The following is a 17,068-nucleotide window of genomic DNA, read 5'->3' on the forward strand; positions in this document are numbered from 1 at the left end:
TCAAGGTGCGGTTCGTCTAGCCGATCGTGCCCGGCACCAGCGGCACCGGATCGGCCGGCACGATGCCGCTTGGGTTCAGGTCGACATGGCTGCGGTAATAATGCGCCTTGATCTGGTCGAAGTGCACGGTCGCGGCGATCCGATCGTCTCCCATCATCCGCGCGACGAAGCGGGACAGCGCCGGATAGTCGGCAATGCGCTTCACGCTGCACTTGAAGTGGATGTGGTAGACCGGATCGAAGCGGATCAGCGTGGTAAAGAGGCGGATATCGGCCTCCGTCATCTGATCGCCGACCAGCCAATCGGACCCCGCCAGCCGAGCCTCCAGCCAGTCGAGCGTCTCGAACAAGGGACCGACCGCCTCGTCATAGGCATCCTGGCTGGTGGCGAAGCCGCAGCGGTACACCCCGTTGTTGAGCGTCCGGTAGACCCGGTCGTTGACCGCATCGATGTCGGTGCGAAGCGCCGGCGGGTAGAAGTCGCCCGGCGCCGCGCCCAGATCGTCGAAGGCCTGGTTGAAGATCCGGATGACCTCCGAGGATTCATTGTTGACGATGGCGTTCTGTTCGCGGTCCCAGAGGACGGGCACCGTCACCTTGCCCGTGTAGTCGGGCCGGGCAGCCGCATAGACCTGATGAAGGAAGCGCCTCTCGCCGATCCGGTCGCCGCTGCCGCCATCCCGCCCCTTCAGCGTCCAGCCGTCCTCCCGCATCAGCGGATCGACGACGGAAACGTCGACAAGGCTGTCCAGACCCTTCAGCGCACGGACGATCATCGTGCGGTGCGCCCAGGGGCAGGCATGGCTGACGTAGAGATGATAGCGGCCGGCGGCTGCCGGAACGGCATCCTGCCCGTCGGGACCGGGCTCCCCGTGCGGCGTGATCCACCGGCGAAAGCCGCTGTCCTCGCGCTTGAAGGCGCCGCCCTCGTTCCCGGCGGTCGCCTCGCCGGCGTGCCAGCGACCCTCGATCATCCTGCCCATGCCGTCACCGTTCCTGAAGCCGTTCAGGAAGGGGAACGTCCGTGGCGGCGCCCGCTATCCCTGTTCTGGCGGAAACGGGTCGTTGCCGCGTGCGATCAGCCGAGCGGCGCGAGTTCGGCGGCGGCCGCACGGTCGAGCTCCGCCCGGCTCTTCTTCTCCGCCGCGGTCTTCAGCTGGCCGCATGCGGCATCGATGTCCCGCCCGCGCGGCGTCCGCACCGGTGCGGAGATGCCGGCTTCGAACACGATGTCCGAAAAGCGGCGGACCCGTTCGGGCGTCGAGCATTCATAGGGCGCGCCCGGCCACGGGTTGAACGGGATGAGGTTCACCTTGGCGGGCAGGCGATAGTGGCGGATCAGGCGCACCAGCTCCTCGGCGTCGGCATCGCTGTCGTTCTTGTCCTTCAGCATCACATATTCGAACGTGATGCGCCGCGCGTTGTTGGCGCCGGGATAGCTGGCGCAGGCGGCCAGCAGCTCGTCGATGCCGTACTTCTTGTTGAGCGGGACGAGTTCGTCGCGGACGTCCTTGGTGACGGCGTGCAGCGACACGGCAAGGTTGACGCCGATCTCCTCGCCCGCGCGCGCCATCATCGGCACGACGCCCGACGTCGACAGCGTGATCCGGCGCTTCGAAAGGGCAAGGCCGTCCCCGTCCATCACGACCTTCAGCGCATCGCGGACATTGTCGAAATTATAGAGCGGCTCGCCCATGCCCATCATGACGATGTTGGTGAGCATGCGGCCTTCAGGCTGCGACGGCCATTCGCCGAGCGTGTCACGCGCCAGCATCACCTGGCCAACGATCTCCCCGGCCGTGAGGTTGCGCACCAGCCGCATCGTGCCCGTGTGGCAGAAACGGCAATTGAGCGTGCAGCCCACCTGGCTCGACACGCACAGCGTGCCGCGGTCCGCATCGGGGATGAACACCATCTCATAGTCATGACCGTCCGGCGACCGGAGCAGCCACTTGCGCGTGCCGTCGGATGACACCTGCGCCTCCACCACGTCCGGCCGGGCGACCACGAACCGCGCCTCAAGCCAGCCATGCTGCGCCTTGGCGATGTCGGTCATGTCGGCAAAGGCGGTGGCGCCGCGATTGTAGATCCAATGCCAGATCTGCTTGGCGCGCAGCTTCGACTGGCGCGCGTCCAGCCCGGCCGCCGACAGGGCCGCCTGGATCTCCGCCCGCGACAGGCCGACAAGGTCGATGCGCCCGTCGGCGCGCGGCGCGGGTTCGCGCGGGACGGTAACGGGGTCGACATGGCCCGGGATCGGCATGGGGGCGGCGGAAGCGGTCATCGCGCGCCCATATGGGACTATTGGGGCCGATTTGCGACCGGGCGCGACGGCGCGCATGCCAGGATCGCCGCATCGATGGCGGTGGCCGCGCCGCCGAGCAGGAAGCGGTGCCGGATCACGCGCCCGTCCGCGCCGCGCCCGGCCACTGTCATCGTGCGTCCGCCGCGCAGCGCGCGGAGCACGCGGGCGTCCGCCGCCGCCGGCCACCACAGCGTGTCGCTGCCCGCAAGGGGAATAGCCTGGCCGTCGATCAGCAGCCGCGCCGTGGCGACCGGGCCGGCGGTGGTGATCTGAAGCCGGGGCAGGGTGCCGCGTGCCATCGCGACATAGGCGGCGGCGCTGCCCCGCCGGGTGCCGTCGGCTTCCGGGCGCGCCACCGCCCAGCAGCGGTCCTGTTGTTGGTCGATGAATGCGCCCCAGCTGTCGCGAACCGCGAGCGGCACGGGTGCAACACGGGTTAAAGCCGCGACCGGAGCGAAACCGCCGCAAACCGCGACGGCGGCTCCGATGATGAACGCCAGATGTACGCGTTTGTTGCCGTTATGCAACATGTCGGCTTGTTGTCTGGCGTTCATGCAACGCCCGGTCGCGTTGTGCGATCTGGCCTCGTCGCTCCGCTGTCCGGAGCTATTGTTGGAGCATTTCATGCGTAAGATCATTCTCGCCGCCGCCCTTGCCGGTGCCGCATCCACCCCCGCCTTCGCCCAGGCCGACGCGCCGTTCACCGGTCTGCGTGTGGAAGGCCTGGCCGGTTATGACAATGTCCGTCCGGGCGACGCCGATGGCGAGGACGTCGAGGGCATCGACGGTTTCCAGTACGGCCTGGCGGTCGGCTATGACGTGCAGCTGGGCGGCGTGGTCGTCGGCGCCGAGGGCGAGATCAGCGATTCCACCGGCAATTCGGAAGGCACGCTCGATTTCGGCGACGGCGTCGTTGACAGCCGCCTCGAGACCGGCCGCGACCTGTATGCCGGCCTGCGCGTCGGCTTCCCCGTCACGCCGACCACGATGATCTATGCCAAGGGCGGCTACACCAACACGCGCATCGAGAGCCGCTTCGACAACGGCACCGACGTGTTCGAGGACCGGCTGAACGTCGACGGCTTCCGCCTGGGCGCCGGTGCCGAGTTCCTGTTCGGACCGAACGCCTATGGCAAGCTGGAGTACCGGTACTCCAACTACAGCTCGCTCAACTACGAGGACGACGACTTCAACCTGGAAACCGGCATCGATCTGGACCGGCACCAGGTGGTCGCGGGCGTCGGCGTCCGCTTCTGAGCCATCGCGCACCGGTTGCGGAATTGGGGGGTCGGGGCGCTTGCTCCGACCCCCTTTTTTCGTCAGGAGAACGGGGACGGTCATGGGCGCTCCGCCCCGGGGGTAGGTAACGATGAAGGCGACGATCGAACGCGCGGTGCTGCTGCGGAGCCTCGGCCACGTTCAATCGGTGGTGGAACGGCGCAACACCATTCCGATCCTGTCGAACGTGCTCATCGAGGCGGCGGCGGGCGGCGGGTTGCGCCTGATGGCGACCGATCTGGACCTACAGATCGTGGAAACGGTGGATGCGGCGGTCGACCAGCCGGGCGCGATCACCGTGTCCGCGCACACGCTGTTCGACATCGCCCGCAAGCTCCCCGAAGGATCGCAGGTCGTGCTGACCGCGGCGGAGGGCAAGGTGCAGATCGTCGCCGGCCGGGCGCGGTTCAACCTGCAGACGCTGCCGCGCGACGACTTTCCGGTGATCGCGGAAGGGGAGCTGCCGCACCGCTTCTCGCTGCCGGCGACCACCCTGAAGACGATCATCGACCGCACGCGCTTCGCCATCTCGACGGAGGAAACGCGCTATTATCTGAACGGCATCTTCCTCCATGTGGCGGAGGACGGATCGGCCGGCCCGGTGCTGAAGGCGGCGGCGACGGACGGCCATCGGCTGGCCCGGGTGACGGTGCCGCAGCCGGACGGCGCCAGCGGCATGCCGGACGTCATCGTGCCGCGGAAGTGCGTGGCGGAACTCAGAAAGCTGCTCGACGAGGTCGATGGATCGGTGGAGGTATCGCTGTCGGCGACCAAGATCCGCTTCGATTTCGGCGCGGCGATCCTGACGTCGAAGCTGATCGACGGCACGTTCCCCGACTATTCCCGCGTCATCCCGACCGCCAACGACAAGCTGCTGAAGCTCGACCCGCGGAGCTTCATGCAGGGTGTCGACCGTGTCGCGACGATCGCCAGCGACAAGACGCGCGCGGTGAAGATGGCGCTGGACCGCGACAAGGTGACGCTCTCCGTCACCAGCCCGGAAAACGGCACCGCTTCCGAGGAAGTGCCGGGCGACTATGCCGCGCAAGGGCTGGAGATCGGCTTCAACGCCCGGTACCTGATGGACATCCTGGGCCAGATCGAAGGCGATCTGGTTGAGGTCCACCTGGCCGATGCCGGCGCCCCGACGCTGATCCGCGAGAATGACGAGAGCCAGGCTCTCTACGTGCTGATGCCGATGCGCGTCTGACCGACGGCATCACCGCGGGGCGAAGGGGTCCTGTCGCGCGCGGATAAGGCGGACCAGCGCCTCCACGTCATGGGGGGCGACGTTCGGCAAGCGCAGCCGCTCGGGTGCTGGCGCCTCGAAGGTCGCGATGACCAGTCGGAAGCCCGCGCTGTCATTCTCTAGCACCGTGCCGTGGCTCGCGAGCCAATCGAGGCTGTGGTGGAGCTGGTTCCTTGCGGGGTTGTCGATCAACCCGCCCGACAGGGCCAGATCATCGGCGCTGTGTCGCCGCATTGCCTCGCCGAGGGCAAGCAATCGGGCGTCGTCGCTGATGACGACCCTGCGATCGTCGAAAGCGATCGGGCCGATCCCTGCCCCATGCTCGTCCTCCGGCTGAGACAGCTCGGCATCGGTGGCGTAGAGGTAGCGAGTGCCCGGAAAGCCGGCGACAGTGACGCGTCCTTGGGAATAAAGATTGTCGCCCTGTCGCGCCGCCACGTTGGACAGATAGCGGGCGACACCGCGCAGAAATGCCGAGGTCGTGCGTTCCCGCGCCTCCGCAATCGTCTCGATGGTCGCGACGTGCCAACGCCCATCCGCGAAAGCGACCTCCCAGGTCTGACGTCCGATCGTCAGGCGATGGCGCTGTCCGTCAGCGTCGCCGACCCGGTAGTCACCATTGGCGGCCACCTCCCACAGCACGATCCGGCGGCCATGATCTTCCGAGTAGCGGGCTTGAACTTGCGCGACGCCCGGTGCGGCGTACGCCAGAAGCGCGGATCCGAGTAGCATCTTCATCATGTCTCTGTTCCCCCGGCCATGACGGGGAGCATGCCTCACCTGAACCGTCGATTGCCCAGCGGCGAGATCGGCGTCACAGCATGTTGGTGCCGATCGCCCGCCTTCGCCTGACCGACGTCCGCTCGCATCGTGCGCTGGATCTGGCGCCGGGTGAGGGCTTCGTGGTGCTGACCGGACCCAATGGCGCGGGCAAGACCAACGTGCTGGAGGCGGTGTCGCTGCTGGCGCCCGGCCGCGGCCTGCGGGGGGCGCCGTTGCGCGAGGTGGCGCGCAGCGACGGGCCGGGCGGCTTTGCCGTTGCCGCACGGCTTGGCGACGGGACGGAGCTCGGGACGGGCACGCTGGCGGACGCGCCCGACCGGCGGCAGGTCCGGGTGAATGGCGCCGCGGCGTCGGCGGCAGCACTTGGCGAGCGGCTCCAGATGCTGTGGCTCACGCCGGCGATGGACCGGCTGTTCGTCGATACCGCATCGGCCAGACGGCGCTTCCTCGACCGGCTGGTGCTCACGCTCGACCCCGGCCACGCAGCGCAGGCCTCCCGCTATGACGCGGCCATGCGCGCGCGCAACCGGTTGCTGGCGGAGGATCGGTCGCCCGATCCGGCCTGGCTGTCCGCGCTGGAGGCGCGAATGGCGGAGCATGGCGCCGCGATCGCGGCCGCAAGGCGCGCGACGGTGGCGCGGCTGGGTGACCGGCTGGCGGAAAGCCGCGACCCGAGCTTCCCGGCGGCGAGCCTGGCGCTCACCGACGAGCCACCCGCGCAGCCGGACGTGCTGGCCGGCGCGCTTGCAGCCGGCCGCGCACGCGATGCGGCCGCGGGCCGCACGCTCGTGGGCCCGCACCGGACGGACCTGCTGGTCACCCACAGAGACAAGGGGCAGCCGGCGGCGCGTGCCTCGACCGGCGAGCAGAAGGCGCTGTTGATCGGTATCCTCCTCGCCCATGCCGCGCTGGTCGCCGCGGAGGCGGGGCGCGCGCCGATCCTGCTGCTCGACGAGGTCGCGGCCCATCTCGATCCCGACCGCCGCGCCGCCTTGTTCGACCGGTTGCGCGGCACAGGCAGCCAGGCCTGGATGACGGGAACGGAAGTCAGCTCGTTCGCGGCAGTCGGCCCCGATGCGACCTGGATCGCGCTTGGCGGCTAGATGCCGATCGCGGGCAGGCCCGTGACGTGGACGGCAAGCAGCAAGGCCGCCATCGGCAGGGCCGAAAATGCCAACGCCGCAAGGCCTGCCAGGTGGCTGTCGGGCTTCCTCATGCCGATCGTTCCATCACGACGGCGCGAGGGCGGGAAGCAGCGTCCGATCGAGGCCGGGACGGGTTCGACGAACGGCGGTTTCGCTTGGGAAACGGCCCCCGATTCCCTATATGCTGTCCATGGCAACAACTCCGAATACCAACAGCTACGGCGCCGATTCCATCAAGGTCCTGAAAGGGCTGGACGCCGTCCGCAAGCGCCCCGGCATGTACATCGGCGACACCGATGACGGCTCCGGCCTCCACCACATGGTGTTTGAGGTGTCGGACAACGCCATCGACGAGGCGCTTGCCGGGCACTGCGACCTGATCACCATCACGCTGAACGCCGATGGGTCGGTTTCGGTCGAGGACAATGGTCGCGGCATCCCGACCGGCATCCACGCCGAGGAGGGCGTGTCGGCGGCCGAGGTCATCATGACGCAGCTCCACGCCGGCGGTAAGTTCGAGAACACGTCGGACGAGAATGCCTACAAGGTGTCCGGCGGGCTGCACGGCGTCGGCGTGTCCGTCGTCAACGCGCTGTCCGACTGGCTGGACCTCACCATCTGGCGCGACGGCGAGGAGCATTACATGCGCTTTCGTCGCGGTGACGCGGAAGCGCCGCTGAAGGTGGTGGGCGATGCCGGCGAGAAGACCGGAACGCGCGTCACCTTCTTCCCGTCGGCGGACACGTTCCGCATCACGGAGTTCGACTTCGAAAAGCTGGAGCATCGCTACCGCGAGCTTGCTTTCCTGAATTCAGGCGTTCGCCTGCGGCTGGTCGACGCCCGGCACGAGGAGCGGGTCGAGCGCGAGTTCTTCTATGAAGGCGGGATCGCGGCGTTCGTGTCGTGGCTCGACCGGGCAAAGACGCCGTTGTTCCCCGCGCCCATCGCCATCACGGGCCACCGCGACCAGATCGGCATCGACGTCGCGCTGGAATGGAACGACAGCTATTACGAAAACGTCCTCGCCTTCACCAACAACATCCCGCAGCGCGATGGCGGCACGCACATCGCGGCCTTTCGCGCAGCGCTGACCCGCACGCTGAACGGCTATGCCGAACGCTCCGGCCTCTTGAAGAAGGAAAAGGTCCAGCTGACCGGCGAGGACATGCGCGAAGGCCTTACCGCGATCGTCTCGGTGAAGCTGCCCGACCCCAAATTCTCGTCGCAGACCAAGGACAAGCTGGTCTCGTCCGAGGTGCGCCAGCCGCTTGAGGCGCTGCTTGCCGACAAGATGGCGGAGTGGCTGGAGGAAAACCCCGCCAACGCCAAGGCCATCGTTCAGAAGATCATCGACGCCGCCGCGGCGCGCGAGGCGGCGAAGCGTGCGCGCGAGCTGACCCGGCGCAAAGGCGTGATGGAAATCAGCTCGCTTCCCGGCAAGCTGGCCGACTGCCAGGAGCGCGACCCCGCCAAGTCCGAGCTGTTCCTGGTGGAGGGCGATTCCGCAGGCGGCTCCGCCAAGCAGGGCCGCGACCGCGCCACCCAGGCGATCCTGCCGCTGAAGGGCAAGATCCTGAACGTGGAGCGCGCGCGGCTCGACCGGATGCTGTCGTCGAAGGAGATCGGCACGCTGATCCAGGCGCTGGGCACGTCCATCCGCGACGAGTTCAACCTGGCCAAGCTGCGCTACCACAAGATCGTCATCATGACGGACGCGGACGTGGACGGCGCGCACATCCGCACGCTCCTCCTGACCTTCTTCTACCGGCAGATGCCGGAGATCATCCAGGCGGGCCACCTCTTCATCGCGCAGCCGCCGCTCTACAAGCTGACGCGGGGCCGATCCGAAGTCTATGTGAAGGACGATGCCGAGCTTGACGCGCACCTGGTGCGCGAGGGGCTGGCGGCGATCCAGATCGAGGGACAGGGCACGCCCGAACTCGAGCGGCTGGTGGATCATGCGCGGCGCATGCGCACGCTGATGCGCTATGTGCCGCGCCGCTACGACCCTGCCATCATCGAGACGCTGGCGCTTGCCGGTGCGCTCAACCCCGCGCTGGACGATGCCGGGCGAGAGGCGGCGGGAACGCGGGCGGCGGCGATCCTCGACCTGGTCGATCCGGAAGCGCGGTGGACCGCGCACCTGGCGCAGGAAGGCGGCTTCCACCTGGAGCGGCTGTGGCGGGGCGTCACCGACCACCATATCGTGGAAGGCAGCTTTGCCGTGTCGGCGGAGGCGCGCAAGCTCCACACGCTCGCGGCGGAAGCGGGCGAGGATTACGACCGGCCGTTCCGGATGCTGCCGGTCGCCAAGGCCAAGCAGGCGGACCCAGCGCCCGCAGAGGGCGAGGACGCCCCGGTCGACGATACGAAGGCGATCCGCGTGGTGCGCCCGTCCGAGCTACTGGAGGCGGTACTCGCCGCCGGGCGCAAGGGGCTGTCGATCCAGCGCTACAAGGGGCTGGGCGAGATGAACGCGGAGCAGCTGTGGGAAACGACGCTGGACCCGTCGGTCCGCTCGCTCCTGCGGGTGGAGGTCGCCCAGGCCGACATCGCCGACGAGATCTTCACGCGTCTGATGGGCGACATCGTGGAGCCGCGCCGCGACTTCATCCAGGAGAACGCCTTGAGTGTGGCCAACCTCGACGTTTGAGGTCATGATGCCATGCCCTTCGTGCCATGTCGTGGAACCGATGAGCGTGACGGGCGTCAAGGCACAGCCATTCAGGGCAGGACGGGAGCAGATCATGGCACGCACGGCGGAAAAGCGGGGCAAGGACGAGACCAAGGCCGCGGAGAAGAAGGTCAAGGCGACCGGCAAGCCCGCCGGCGGCGCGCGCGGCGGCATCACGGCGCCGGTAACGCCCTCCGCCGACCTCGCCGAGATCGTCGGCAAGGACGACCTGCCGCGCAGCGAAGTCGTGTCCAAGGTCTGGGACTATATCAAGAAGCACGACCTGCAGGACGCCAAGGACCGCCGCCAGATCAACGGCGACGACAAGCTGCAGAAGATCTTCGGCAAGAAGTCGGTCAGCATGTTCGAGATGAACAAGCATCTGAGCGCGCACCTGTCCGCAAAAAAGGCCTGATCCTGCCGGGCCGTCGCGGCGGGGACGCTGGCGGCTCCCCGCGGCGGCCGAGCGGAGCATCCATAACGACCAGGGTGGCGACGTGTCGCTGACACCGTTCCGCTTCAGCTACGGCCCGCAGGTTCGCAGCGGGCCGGGGTCGATCGTCCAGCTGGGCGATCTCCTCACCGCGGGCCCGGTCCTGTTCGTCACCGACGCCGGCGTGCGGGAGCTGGGCCTCGCCGACGAGGCGATCGCCGTCTGTCCGGACCCGGTGGTGTTCGACCGGGTCGAAGCCGATCCGTTGCGCGACACATTGCTGGCCTGCGTCGAGGCGGGCCGGGCTGCGGGCGCGACGGCGGTCGTCGGCTTCGGCGGCGGCAGCCCGATGGACGTGGCGAAACTGGCCGCTTACCTCCTCGGATCGGGCGACGACCTCGACCGGATCTGGGGCGTCAGCAATGCGCGCGGAACGCGCCTGCCGCTGGTCCTCGTGCCCACCACCGCCGGCACCGGATCGGAGGCGACGCCCGTCGCCGTCATCACGCTGTCGGATGCGGAGAAGCGCGGCGTGTCCGCCCCCGTGCTGGTCCCGGACCATGCGATCCTCGATCCGCTGCTGACCACCGGGCTGCCGCGTGCCGTCACCGCCGCGACGGGGCTGGATGCGATGGTGCACGCGATCGAGGCCTATACCTCGCGCCACCTCAAGAACCCGGTGTCGGACATGCTTGCGCGACAGGCGCTTCAGCTTCTGTCGGGCCATCTTCTGCGCGCCTGCGACGACCCCGGCGATCTGGAGGCGCGCGGGGCGATGCTGCTGGGGGCGCATCTCGCGGGCGTCGCCTTTGCCAATGCGCCGGTGGGCGGCGTTCATGCGCTTGCCTATCCGCTCGGCGCCCGCTTCCATGTGCCGCACGGCGTATCGAACGTCCTGATGCTCGGCCATGTGCTTCGCCACAACATGGTGGCCGCCATGCCGCTTTATGCGGAACTCGCGCCCATCCTCGATCCGTCCCTTGCCGCGCTGGGTGGGCAGGGGGCAGCGGCCGGTTTCATCGATGCGCTCGACCGGTTGGCGACTGCCACGGGCGTGCCGCGGCGTCTGCGCGACGTGGGTGTCGCGGAGGCCGATCTCGACCAGCTGGCGGCAGACGCGATGCTCCAGACCCGGCTGCTCGGCAACAACCCGCGCAGCATCGAGCAGGCCGACGCCCATCGGCTCTACGCCGCAGCGCTGTGAGCCGTCAGCCCCTCGTCGGCCGGAGTGGTTACCGCCACTGGACGACCATCGCCACGCGGTGGGCGGACAACGACGTCTACGGCCATGTGAACAACGTCGTCCATTATGGCTGGTTCGACACGGCGGTGAACGGCTGGCTGATCGGGCGCGAGCTGGTGGACATCCACCACGGGCCCGTCATCGGCCTCGTCGTCGAGTCCGGCTGCAGCTATGCGGCGCCGCTCGAATATCCCGGGAACGTGGAGGTCGGGCTGGCCGCCGTGCGCGTCGGCGGATCGTCGGTGACCTACCGGCTCGGCATCTTCGCGGAAGGCGCGGAGAGTGCGGCGGCCGAGGGGCGCTTCACCCATGTCTATGTGGACCGCGTGACCCGCCGCCCGGTGCCCCTGCCCGATCGCTGGCGCGAGGAGCTGGCGGCGATCGGACCGGATTAGAAGGCGCGCGACAAGGCGAACTCGACCCGGGTTCGCGCGAAGTCGAACAGCTCAACCGTCGACTGGTTGATGGTGCGGGTCACCCTGACGAGAGGCGACAGGCCATTGAAGCTGATCCCGCGCAGCACGAGCCCGGCACTCAGGTCGAAGCGCAGATCCTGTCGCCGCTCGGGGAACAGGGCGAGCCGGCGATCGGCCTCGAGGCGCGACACGCCCAGCTGGCCAAAAATCACCTGCCCCATCACCAAGTGCGACAACAGCATGTCGCCGCCGACAGCGGTGGTGGCGAGCCCCGGCTCCGCGGCGCCCTGCCGCGTCACCCGAGCGGCCACCCGCCCGCTGCTGCGCGACGACAGGGCCAGGTCGTAGGCAACGTTGCCGTCGATCAGCAGGCCGTCCTGCGCGCTCAGCCGCGCGTGGCGGATCGAGATGAGGGTCGCCTCGGCCTCGATCTGGCTGCGGCGGCTGAGTGGCCGCAGCCAGTTCACGCTGCCGCCGAGCCCGTCCGAGAACCGCTCACTGCCGAACCAGCGCCGGGACGCGAGCGCGGCCGGCCTGAGCCTGCTGGAGCCGATCCGGAGCTCCGGACCCACGGCGAGATTCACGCCGATGTCGTTGAAGCGTCCGCGCCCGTAGAGATCCCCGCGCGCGGAGAGCCGCGTCAGCATGGACGACCGCTCGCCCAGCCGCAGCCGCCAGAACGCCTGGCCCCCGAGCGCCAGTCCGACACCCGAGCGCGCCTTGGCGTCTTCGTCGAGCAGGATCGGTGCGATCACGGTATCCACCGTCTCGCGCGCGGTTGCCCGGTTGATGTTGCTGTCAGGCGCGATCGCCAGTTCGAACGAACCGCCGAAGGCGCGGGTCGAGCGCAAAGCCTGGCTGAAGCGGTCCACCGCACGCGCGACATCGTCCGGCAGGCCGGTGGCGCTCACCACGCGGAGTTCGCGGCGCGCGCCGCTCTCGTCGCCGAGCTGCGCGAGCATTCGGGCGAGTTCCAGCCGGGGACGCTGCGCCTCCGGTCGGTCGACAAGGAGCTGGCGGAGAGATCCCGCGGCGCCGGCACGGTCGCCCTGCTGCTCGCGCAGCATGGCCAGGCGGAAGCGCGCTTCGGTCCTGAGCTCCCGGTCGGCGTCGCCCGACAGGCTTCGCAGCAGCGTTTCGGCATCGGCCGCGCGTCCGCTCGCCTGATATTCGTCAACCAATCGCAGCAGCTGCGCCGGAGCCAGGCGGACACATCCACTGGCGGCGATGCAGGGTGCTGCGATGTCGCCGCTGGCGGCTGCGGGCGCTGACGCCAGCATCGCCGCCGCGATCAACAGGAGCCGCATGGCCCTTACTCCGTCAGTTGCCCTTGCCGACGACGGCGCCGGCCGCAGCGCCGCCAGGCCCGGTCAGGCTGAAGCTGTAGCCGACCTCCTCCCCGCCCGGGCCGAAGAAGGCGCCGTCGAAGCCGCCGGTGTAAAGGTTGCCGCGATCATCGCCGTTCAGATGCGTGAAGCTGCCGCTGAAGCTGCCTCCCCGCGCGGCGATCGACCCCGTGCCAGCGAACATGCCGAGCGAGCGGGTGGTGCCGTCCATGGTGCCGGTGAGGTCGAGGTTGGTCTCCACCGTCATGCTGGAGAAATCGGCCGTCAGGCTGCTGATGCCGCCAAGCTCATAGACGCCGTCTGCGGTGGCCCACATCCCATTCACGCTGGTGGTGTAGGAGCCGCGACCCGTGCTCGGCGCCGAGGCGGCCTGGCGGACCCCGTAGACGAAGTAGCGCTGATCGAAGTCGGCGGTGCCGCTGCCAGACGTCATCGTCGTCCATGCGCCGTAGCTTGTGTAGCTGAGCGCCATGTCGGGGTTACCCGACCCGGGATTGAACAGCGTGAGCTGATCCGTCCGGTTGCCGGAGACCTGTTCGTACACGGTGACCGTCGCGTCACGTTCGACCTCGTCGGCGGCGGTGAAGCTTCGCGACAGACTGCCGTCCACCACCCGATAGCTTCCGGTGGTCGCATCATATTCCACTGCGACCGTTCCGTCGTGACCCGTTCGGCTGGAGGAGATCGCGCTCACCGACGAGGCATCGACATGGCCCGACAAGCGGGACGCGGCGCTGGAATAGGACCCGCTCGCCGCGACCGGCGCGGTCGAGGGCGTCGGCGTTGGAGAGGGTGACGGAGCCGGAGTCGGGGCGGGCGTGGGCGTTGGGGACGGAGTCGGGGCAGGCGTGGGGCTCGGCGTCGGCGACGGAGCGGGCGTTGGCGTAGGCGTGGGTGCCGGAGCCGGAGTGGGACTCGGCGATGGGGCCGGCGTGGGGGTCGGGGACGGAGCCGGAGTCGGGGCGGGCGTCGGGCTCGGCGTAGGCGACGGGGCGGGTGTTGGTGCCGGGGTAGGGCTCGGCGTTGGTGAGGGGGCTGGCGTCGGTGCCGGCGTGGGCGTTGGGGACGGAGTCGGCGCAGGCGTGGGGCTCGGCGTCGGCGACGGAGCGGGCGTTGGCGCAGGCGTGGGTGCCGGCGCCGGGGTGGGCGACGGAGCCGGAGCCGGCGTGGGGGTCGGGGACGGAGCCGGAGTCGCGGCAGGCGTGGGGCTCGGCGTCGGCGACGGGGCGGGCGTGGGCGTCGGAGCCGGAGCGGGTGTGGGAGTCGGGGTCGGCGCAGGCGTGGGGCTCGGCGTCGGTGACGGGGCGGGTGTTGGCGCGGGCGTGGGCGTCGGCGACGGAGCCGGCGTGGGGGTCGGGGACGGAGCCGGGGTCGGCGCAGGCGTGGGGCTCGGCGTCGGCGACGGGGCTGGCGTTGGCGCGGGCGTCGGAGCCGGAGCCGGCGTGGGAGTCGGGGACGGAGCGGGGGTCGGCGCAGGCGTGGGGCTCGGCGCCGGTGTCGGTGCGGGCGTGCTCGGCGTCGGCGTCGGCGAGGTTGCCGGCGTGGGGCTCGGCGCCGGGGTGGTGGCGGCGGGCGTCGGCGACGGTGCAGGCGTGGTCGGCGCAGGCGTGCCCGCGCTTGGGGTCGGCGCGGCCGGGCTTCCGGCGCTGCCAGACGGTGCCGGTGTCGAGTTCACGCCGCCGCCACCGCCGCCGCACGCGGCAAGCGCAAGGCCGAGGCTGAAGACGCAGTACTTCCGGGCCTTGTTCATCGCGACGGCGCTCCTGTTCTTGTCGGAGCCGCTATGCGCAGACTGTGGTAAGGAAACCGTGAAGCAAAGACTTACAGGGACTTAACGAAAGAACTCAGGCGGCGTGACCGAGCATCGCCTTCTGCCTGCGGCGCTGGACGGAAGATCCGATCCCGAGCGATTCGCGATATTTCGCAACCGTGCGGCGCGCGATGTCGAAGCCGCGCTCACGCAGCAGATCCACCAGCGTGTCGTCCGACAGGATCGCGGTGGGATCTTCGGCTGCGACCAGTGCGCGCAGCGCGCTCTTCACCGCTTCCGCCGACACCGCCTCGCCGCCTTCGGCCGACTGGATGGCGCTGGTGAAGAAATATTTGAGCTCGAACAGCCCGCGCGACGAGCTCAGATACTTGTTCGACGTGACGCGGCTGACCGTCGATTCATGCATGCCGATCGCGTCGGCCACGGCCTTCAGCGTCAGGGGCCGCAGGTGCGCCACGCCCTTGCGGAAGAAGCCGTCCTGTTGCTTCACGATCTCGGCGGTGACCTTCAGGATCGTGCGCTGTCGCTGGTCGAGCGCCTTCATCAGCCAGTTCGCGCTTTGCAGGCATTCGTTGAGCCAGGCGCGCGAGCTCTTGTCCAACCCGCCGGCGCTGAGTTCTGCCTGGTAGGCCCGGTTGACCAGCAGGCGGGGGAGGGTCGCCGCGTTGATCTCGATGGCCCAGCCCCGTCCGCGCGGCGCAACGAAGATGTCGGGGGTCACCGCCTGAACGGTGCTGCCCCCGAATCGCAAGCCAGGCTTCGGATCATAGCCGCGCAGTTCGCGCACCATGTCCGCCATGTCCTCGTCATCGACACCGCACAGGCGCTTCAATTGCTGCAGCTTGCCCGCGGCAAGCAGCTCGAGATTGTCGAGCAGGCGGGCCATCGCAGGGTCGCAGCGATCCGCCTCCCGCGCCTGGAGCGTCAGACACTCGGACAGGTTCCGCGCGCCGACGCCGCAAGGATCGAACCGGTGGATCACGGCCAGCACCGCCTCCACCTGCGCCAGGGGCACGCCAAGCCGTTGCGCCACGTCCAGAAGGTCGGCCGTCAGATAGCCGGCATCGTCGACGGCATCGATCAGGTGAGTGGCGACCAGGAGATCGCGGCCAGACAGCGTCTCGCCGGCCTGCGCAAGCAGATGGTCGTGGAGCGACGCGGCATCCGCTGCGATCTGGCCGAGATCCGGCCCGTCCTCGCCTCCTGCGCCGCCGGACGCGCCCGGCCCGTTCAGGCCCAGCGATCCATCGAGCCCCACGGCATCGATCGCGGCATCATGATGGAAGGTCTCGCCGATATAATCTGCGTCCAGCGGCGCGTCCGCCGCGGCATCGCCGCTCAGGATCAGGCTGTCGGCAGTCGCCGGCTCGGGCGGGACGTCGGACGGGGGGGCGCCGTCGGGCTCCGGCACGCTGTCTGCGTCCCACTCGCGCGGCTCTGCAGGCTCGGGCGCGCCGGCTTCCAACAGCGGGTTGCGCTCGATTTCTTCGGCAATGAACGCCTCGACCTCCAGGTTCGACAGCGCCAGCAGCTTGATCGCCTGCTGCAACTGCGGCGTCATCACCAGCGACTGGCTCTGACGCAGGTCGAGGCGCGGCGACAGTCCCATGAGCGTTACAGCTCGAAACCCTCGCCAAGGTACAGGCGCCGTACGCTTTCATCGGCCACCAGCGCGGCCGGACTGCCGGCGAACAGCACCTTGCCGTCGTAGATGATGCAGGCACGATCGACGATGTCGAGCGTCTCACGCACATTGTGGTCGGTGATGAGCACGCCGATGTCGCGCCGCTTCAGGTCCTTCACGAGATCGCGGATGTCCGCGATCGAGATTGGGTCGATGCCGGCGAACGGCTCGTCCAGCAGCATGATCGACGGATTCGCGGCCAGCGCGCGGGCGATCTCGCAACGGCGCCGCTCGCCTCCCGACAGCGCCATGGCCGGCGCCGCGCGCAGCCGGGTCAGGCCGAATTCGCCAAGCAGGGTTTCCAGCCGCTCCGCCCGGGCGGCCTTTTCCGGCTCCGACATCTCGAGCACCGCGGAGATGTTCTGCTCAACCGTCATGCCGCGGAAGATGGACGTTTCCTGCGGCAGATAGCCGAGCCCCATGATCGCGCGGCGGTACATGGGGAGCGCGGTGATGTCCTCGCCATCCAGGAGAACGCGGCCGGCATCCGGCTTCACCAGGCCCATGACCGAATAGAAGCAGGTCGTTTTGCCCGCGCCGTTTGGCCCCAAGAGGCCCACCACCTCACCGCGCCCGACAGTCAGCGAGACGTCGGACAGCACCACCCGCTTGTCATAGGCCTTGGCGATCGACACCACCGCCAGCCCGCGCGTGCACGCGGCCGCCTCTGCCGCGCCGATCGGCGCGGCATCCGCTGTCGGTTCGATGGTCGTGATGTCGTCCATGTCGGCTCCGTCTTTGC

Annotated in this window: 16 protein-coding genes; 7 read left to right on the plus strand and 9 right to left on the minus strand. The window is 69.1% G+C overall.

The annotated features are described in order from the left end of the window. Positions 1-16: 16 nt before the first annotated feature. The 3 genes from GGR88_RS12505 to GGR88_RS12515 form a co-directional block, all read right to left on the minus strand. Positions 17-982 carry a glutathione S-transferase family protein gene (locus GGR88_RS12505; RefSeq protein ID WP_167955502.1) on the minus strand — a complete coding sequence of 322 codons (966 nt, stop codon included), beginning with the start codon at positions 980-982 and terminating at the stop codon, positions 17-19. A 95-nt stretch (positions 983-1,077) separates the two neighbouring features. After that, entirely contained in the window at positions 1,078-2,283 is a 1,206-nt protein-coding gene (gene rlmN / locus GGR88_RS12510; protein ID WP_245196911.1) for a dual-specificity RNA methyltransferase RlmN, read from the minus strand. A gap of 17 nt (positions 2,284-2,300) precedes the next feature. Beyond that, complete coding sequence (locus tag GGR88_RS12515; protein WP_167955504.1) at positions 2,301-2,726, minus strand: hypothetical protein; 426 nt, start codon at positions 2,724-2,726, stop codon at positions 2,301-2,303. A gap of 202 nt (positions 2,727-2,928) precedes the next feature. Here GGR88_RS12515 and GGR88_RS12520 point away from each other — a divergent pair, with 202 nt between their 5' ends. Together GGR88_RS12520 and dnaN are read left to right on the plus strand one after the other, a co-directional pair. Next, positions 2,929-3,561, plus strand: a complete 633-nt coding sequence (locus tag GGR88_RS12520; protein ID WP_167955507.1) for an outer membrane protein — start codon at positions 2,929-2,931, stop codon at positions 3,559-3,561. A 112-nt stretch (positions 3,562-3,673) separates the two neighbouring features. Then, on the plus strand, positions 3,674-4,792 hold the full coding sequence (dnaN, locus tag GGR88_RS12525) for a DNA polymerase III subunit beta (protein WP_167955509.1): 1,119 nt from the start codon (positions 3,674-3,676) through the stop codon (positions 4,790-4,792). A gap of 9 nt (positions 4,793-4,801) precedes the next feature. Here dnaN and GGR88_RS12530 read toward each other — a convergent pair whose 3' ends face one another. Further along, positions 4,802-5,572, minus strand: a complete 771-nt coding sequence (locus GGR88_RS12530) for a hypothetical protein (RefSeq protein ID WP_167955511.1) — start codon at positions 5,570-5,572, stop codon at positions 4,802-4,804. A gap of 80 nt (positions 5,573-5,652) precedes the next feature. On the opposite strand from GGR88_RS12530, the gene recF reads away from it, so the two are divergent. From recF to GGR88_RS12555, 5 genes are all read left to right on the plus strand, one after another. Next, positions 5,653-6,717, plus strand: a complete 1,065-nt coding sequence (recF, locus tag GGR88_RS12535) for a DNA replication/repair protein RecF (RefSeq protein WP_167955513.1) — start codon at positions 5,653-5,655, stop codon at positions 6,715-6,717. A 232-nt stretch (positions 6,718-6,949) separates the two neighbouring features. Further along, positions 6,950-9,412, plus strand: a complete 2,463-nt coding sequence (gene gyrB, locus GGR88_RS12540; protein ID WP_167955515.1) for a DNA topoisomerase (ATP-hydrolyzing) subunit B — start codon at positions 6,950-6,952, stop codon at positions 9,410-9,412. Between the two features lie 40 nt (positions 9,413-9,452). Continuing rightward, positions 9,453-9,848: an SWIB/MDM2 domain-containing protein gene (locus GGR88_RS12545; protein WP_245196913.1), complete on the plus strand. Its 396-nt coding sequence runs from the start codon at positions 9,453-9,455 to the stop codon at positions 9,846-9,848. Positions 9,849-9,930: 82 nt separating this feature from the next. Next, the gene (locus GGR88_RS12550) at positions 9,931-11,070 is read left to right on the plus strand and encodes an iron-containing alcohol dehydrogenase (protein WP_342449800.1); all 1,140 of its coding nucleotides are present in this window, start codon (positions 9,931-9,933) and stop codon (positions 11,068-11,070) included. After that, positions 11,067-11,504, plus strand: coding sequence for a thioesterase family protein (locus GGR88_RS12555; protein WP_167955517.1), 438 nt, complete (start codon positions 11,067-11,069; stop codon positions 11,502-11,504). The genes GGR88_RS12550 and GGR88_RS12555 overlap by 4 nt, the downstream gene beginning before the upstream one ends. On the opposite strand, the gene GGR88_RS12560 is transcribed toward GGR88_RS12555, so the two are convergent. From GGR88_RS12560 to lptB, 5 genes are all read right to left on the minus strand, one after another. After that, a complete protein-coding gene (locus GGR88_RS12560) occupies positions 11,501-12,832 on the minus strand; it encodes a tetratricopeptide repeat protein (RefSeq protein WP_167955519.1) in 1,332 nt (443 codons plus the stop codon). The genes GGR88_RS12555 and GGR88_RS12560 overlap by 4 nt on opposite strands. A 13-nt stretch (positions 12,833-12,845) precedes the next feature. Further along, on the minus strand, positions 12,846-13,517 hold the full coding sequence (locus tag GGR88_RS12565) for a HupA family protein (protein WP_167954486.1): 672 nt from the start codon (positions 13,515-13,517) through the stop codon (positions 12,846-12,848). After that, entirely contained in the window at positions 13,507-14,568 is a 1,062-nt protein-coding gene (locus GGR88_RS15085; protein WP_209023460.1) for a hypothetical protein, read from the minus strand. The genes GGR88_RS12565 and GGR88_RS15085 overlap by 11 nt, the downstream gene beginning before the upstream one ends. Positions 14,569-14,715: 147 nt before the next feature. Continuing rightward, a complete protein-coding gene (gene rpoN / locus GGR88_RS12575; RefSeq protein WP_167955521.1) occupies positions 14,716-16,251 on the minus strand; it encodes an RNA polymerase factor sigma-54 in 1,536 nt (511 codons plus the stop codon). Between the two features lie 5 nt (positions 16,252-16,256). Continuing rightward, positions 16,257-17,051 carry an LPS export ABC transporter ATP-binding protein gene (gene lptB, locus GGR88_RS12580; RefSeq protein WP_167955523.1) on the minus strand — a complete coding sequence of 265 codons (795 nt, stop codon included), beginning with the start codon at positions 17,049-17,051 and terminating at the stop codon, positions 16,257-16,259. Positions 17,052-17,068 lie beyond the last annotated feature (17 nt).

Source organism: Sphingomonas jejuensis (assembly GCF_011927695.1).
GTDB lineage: Bacteria > Pseudomonadota > Alphaproteobacteria > Sphingomonadales > Sphingomonadaceae > Sphingomonas_K > Sphingomonas_K jejuensis.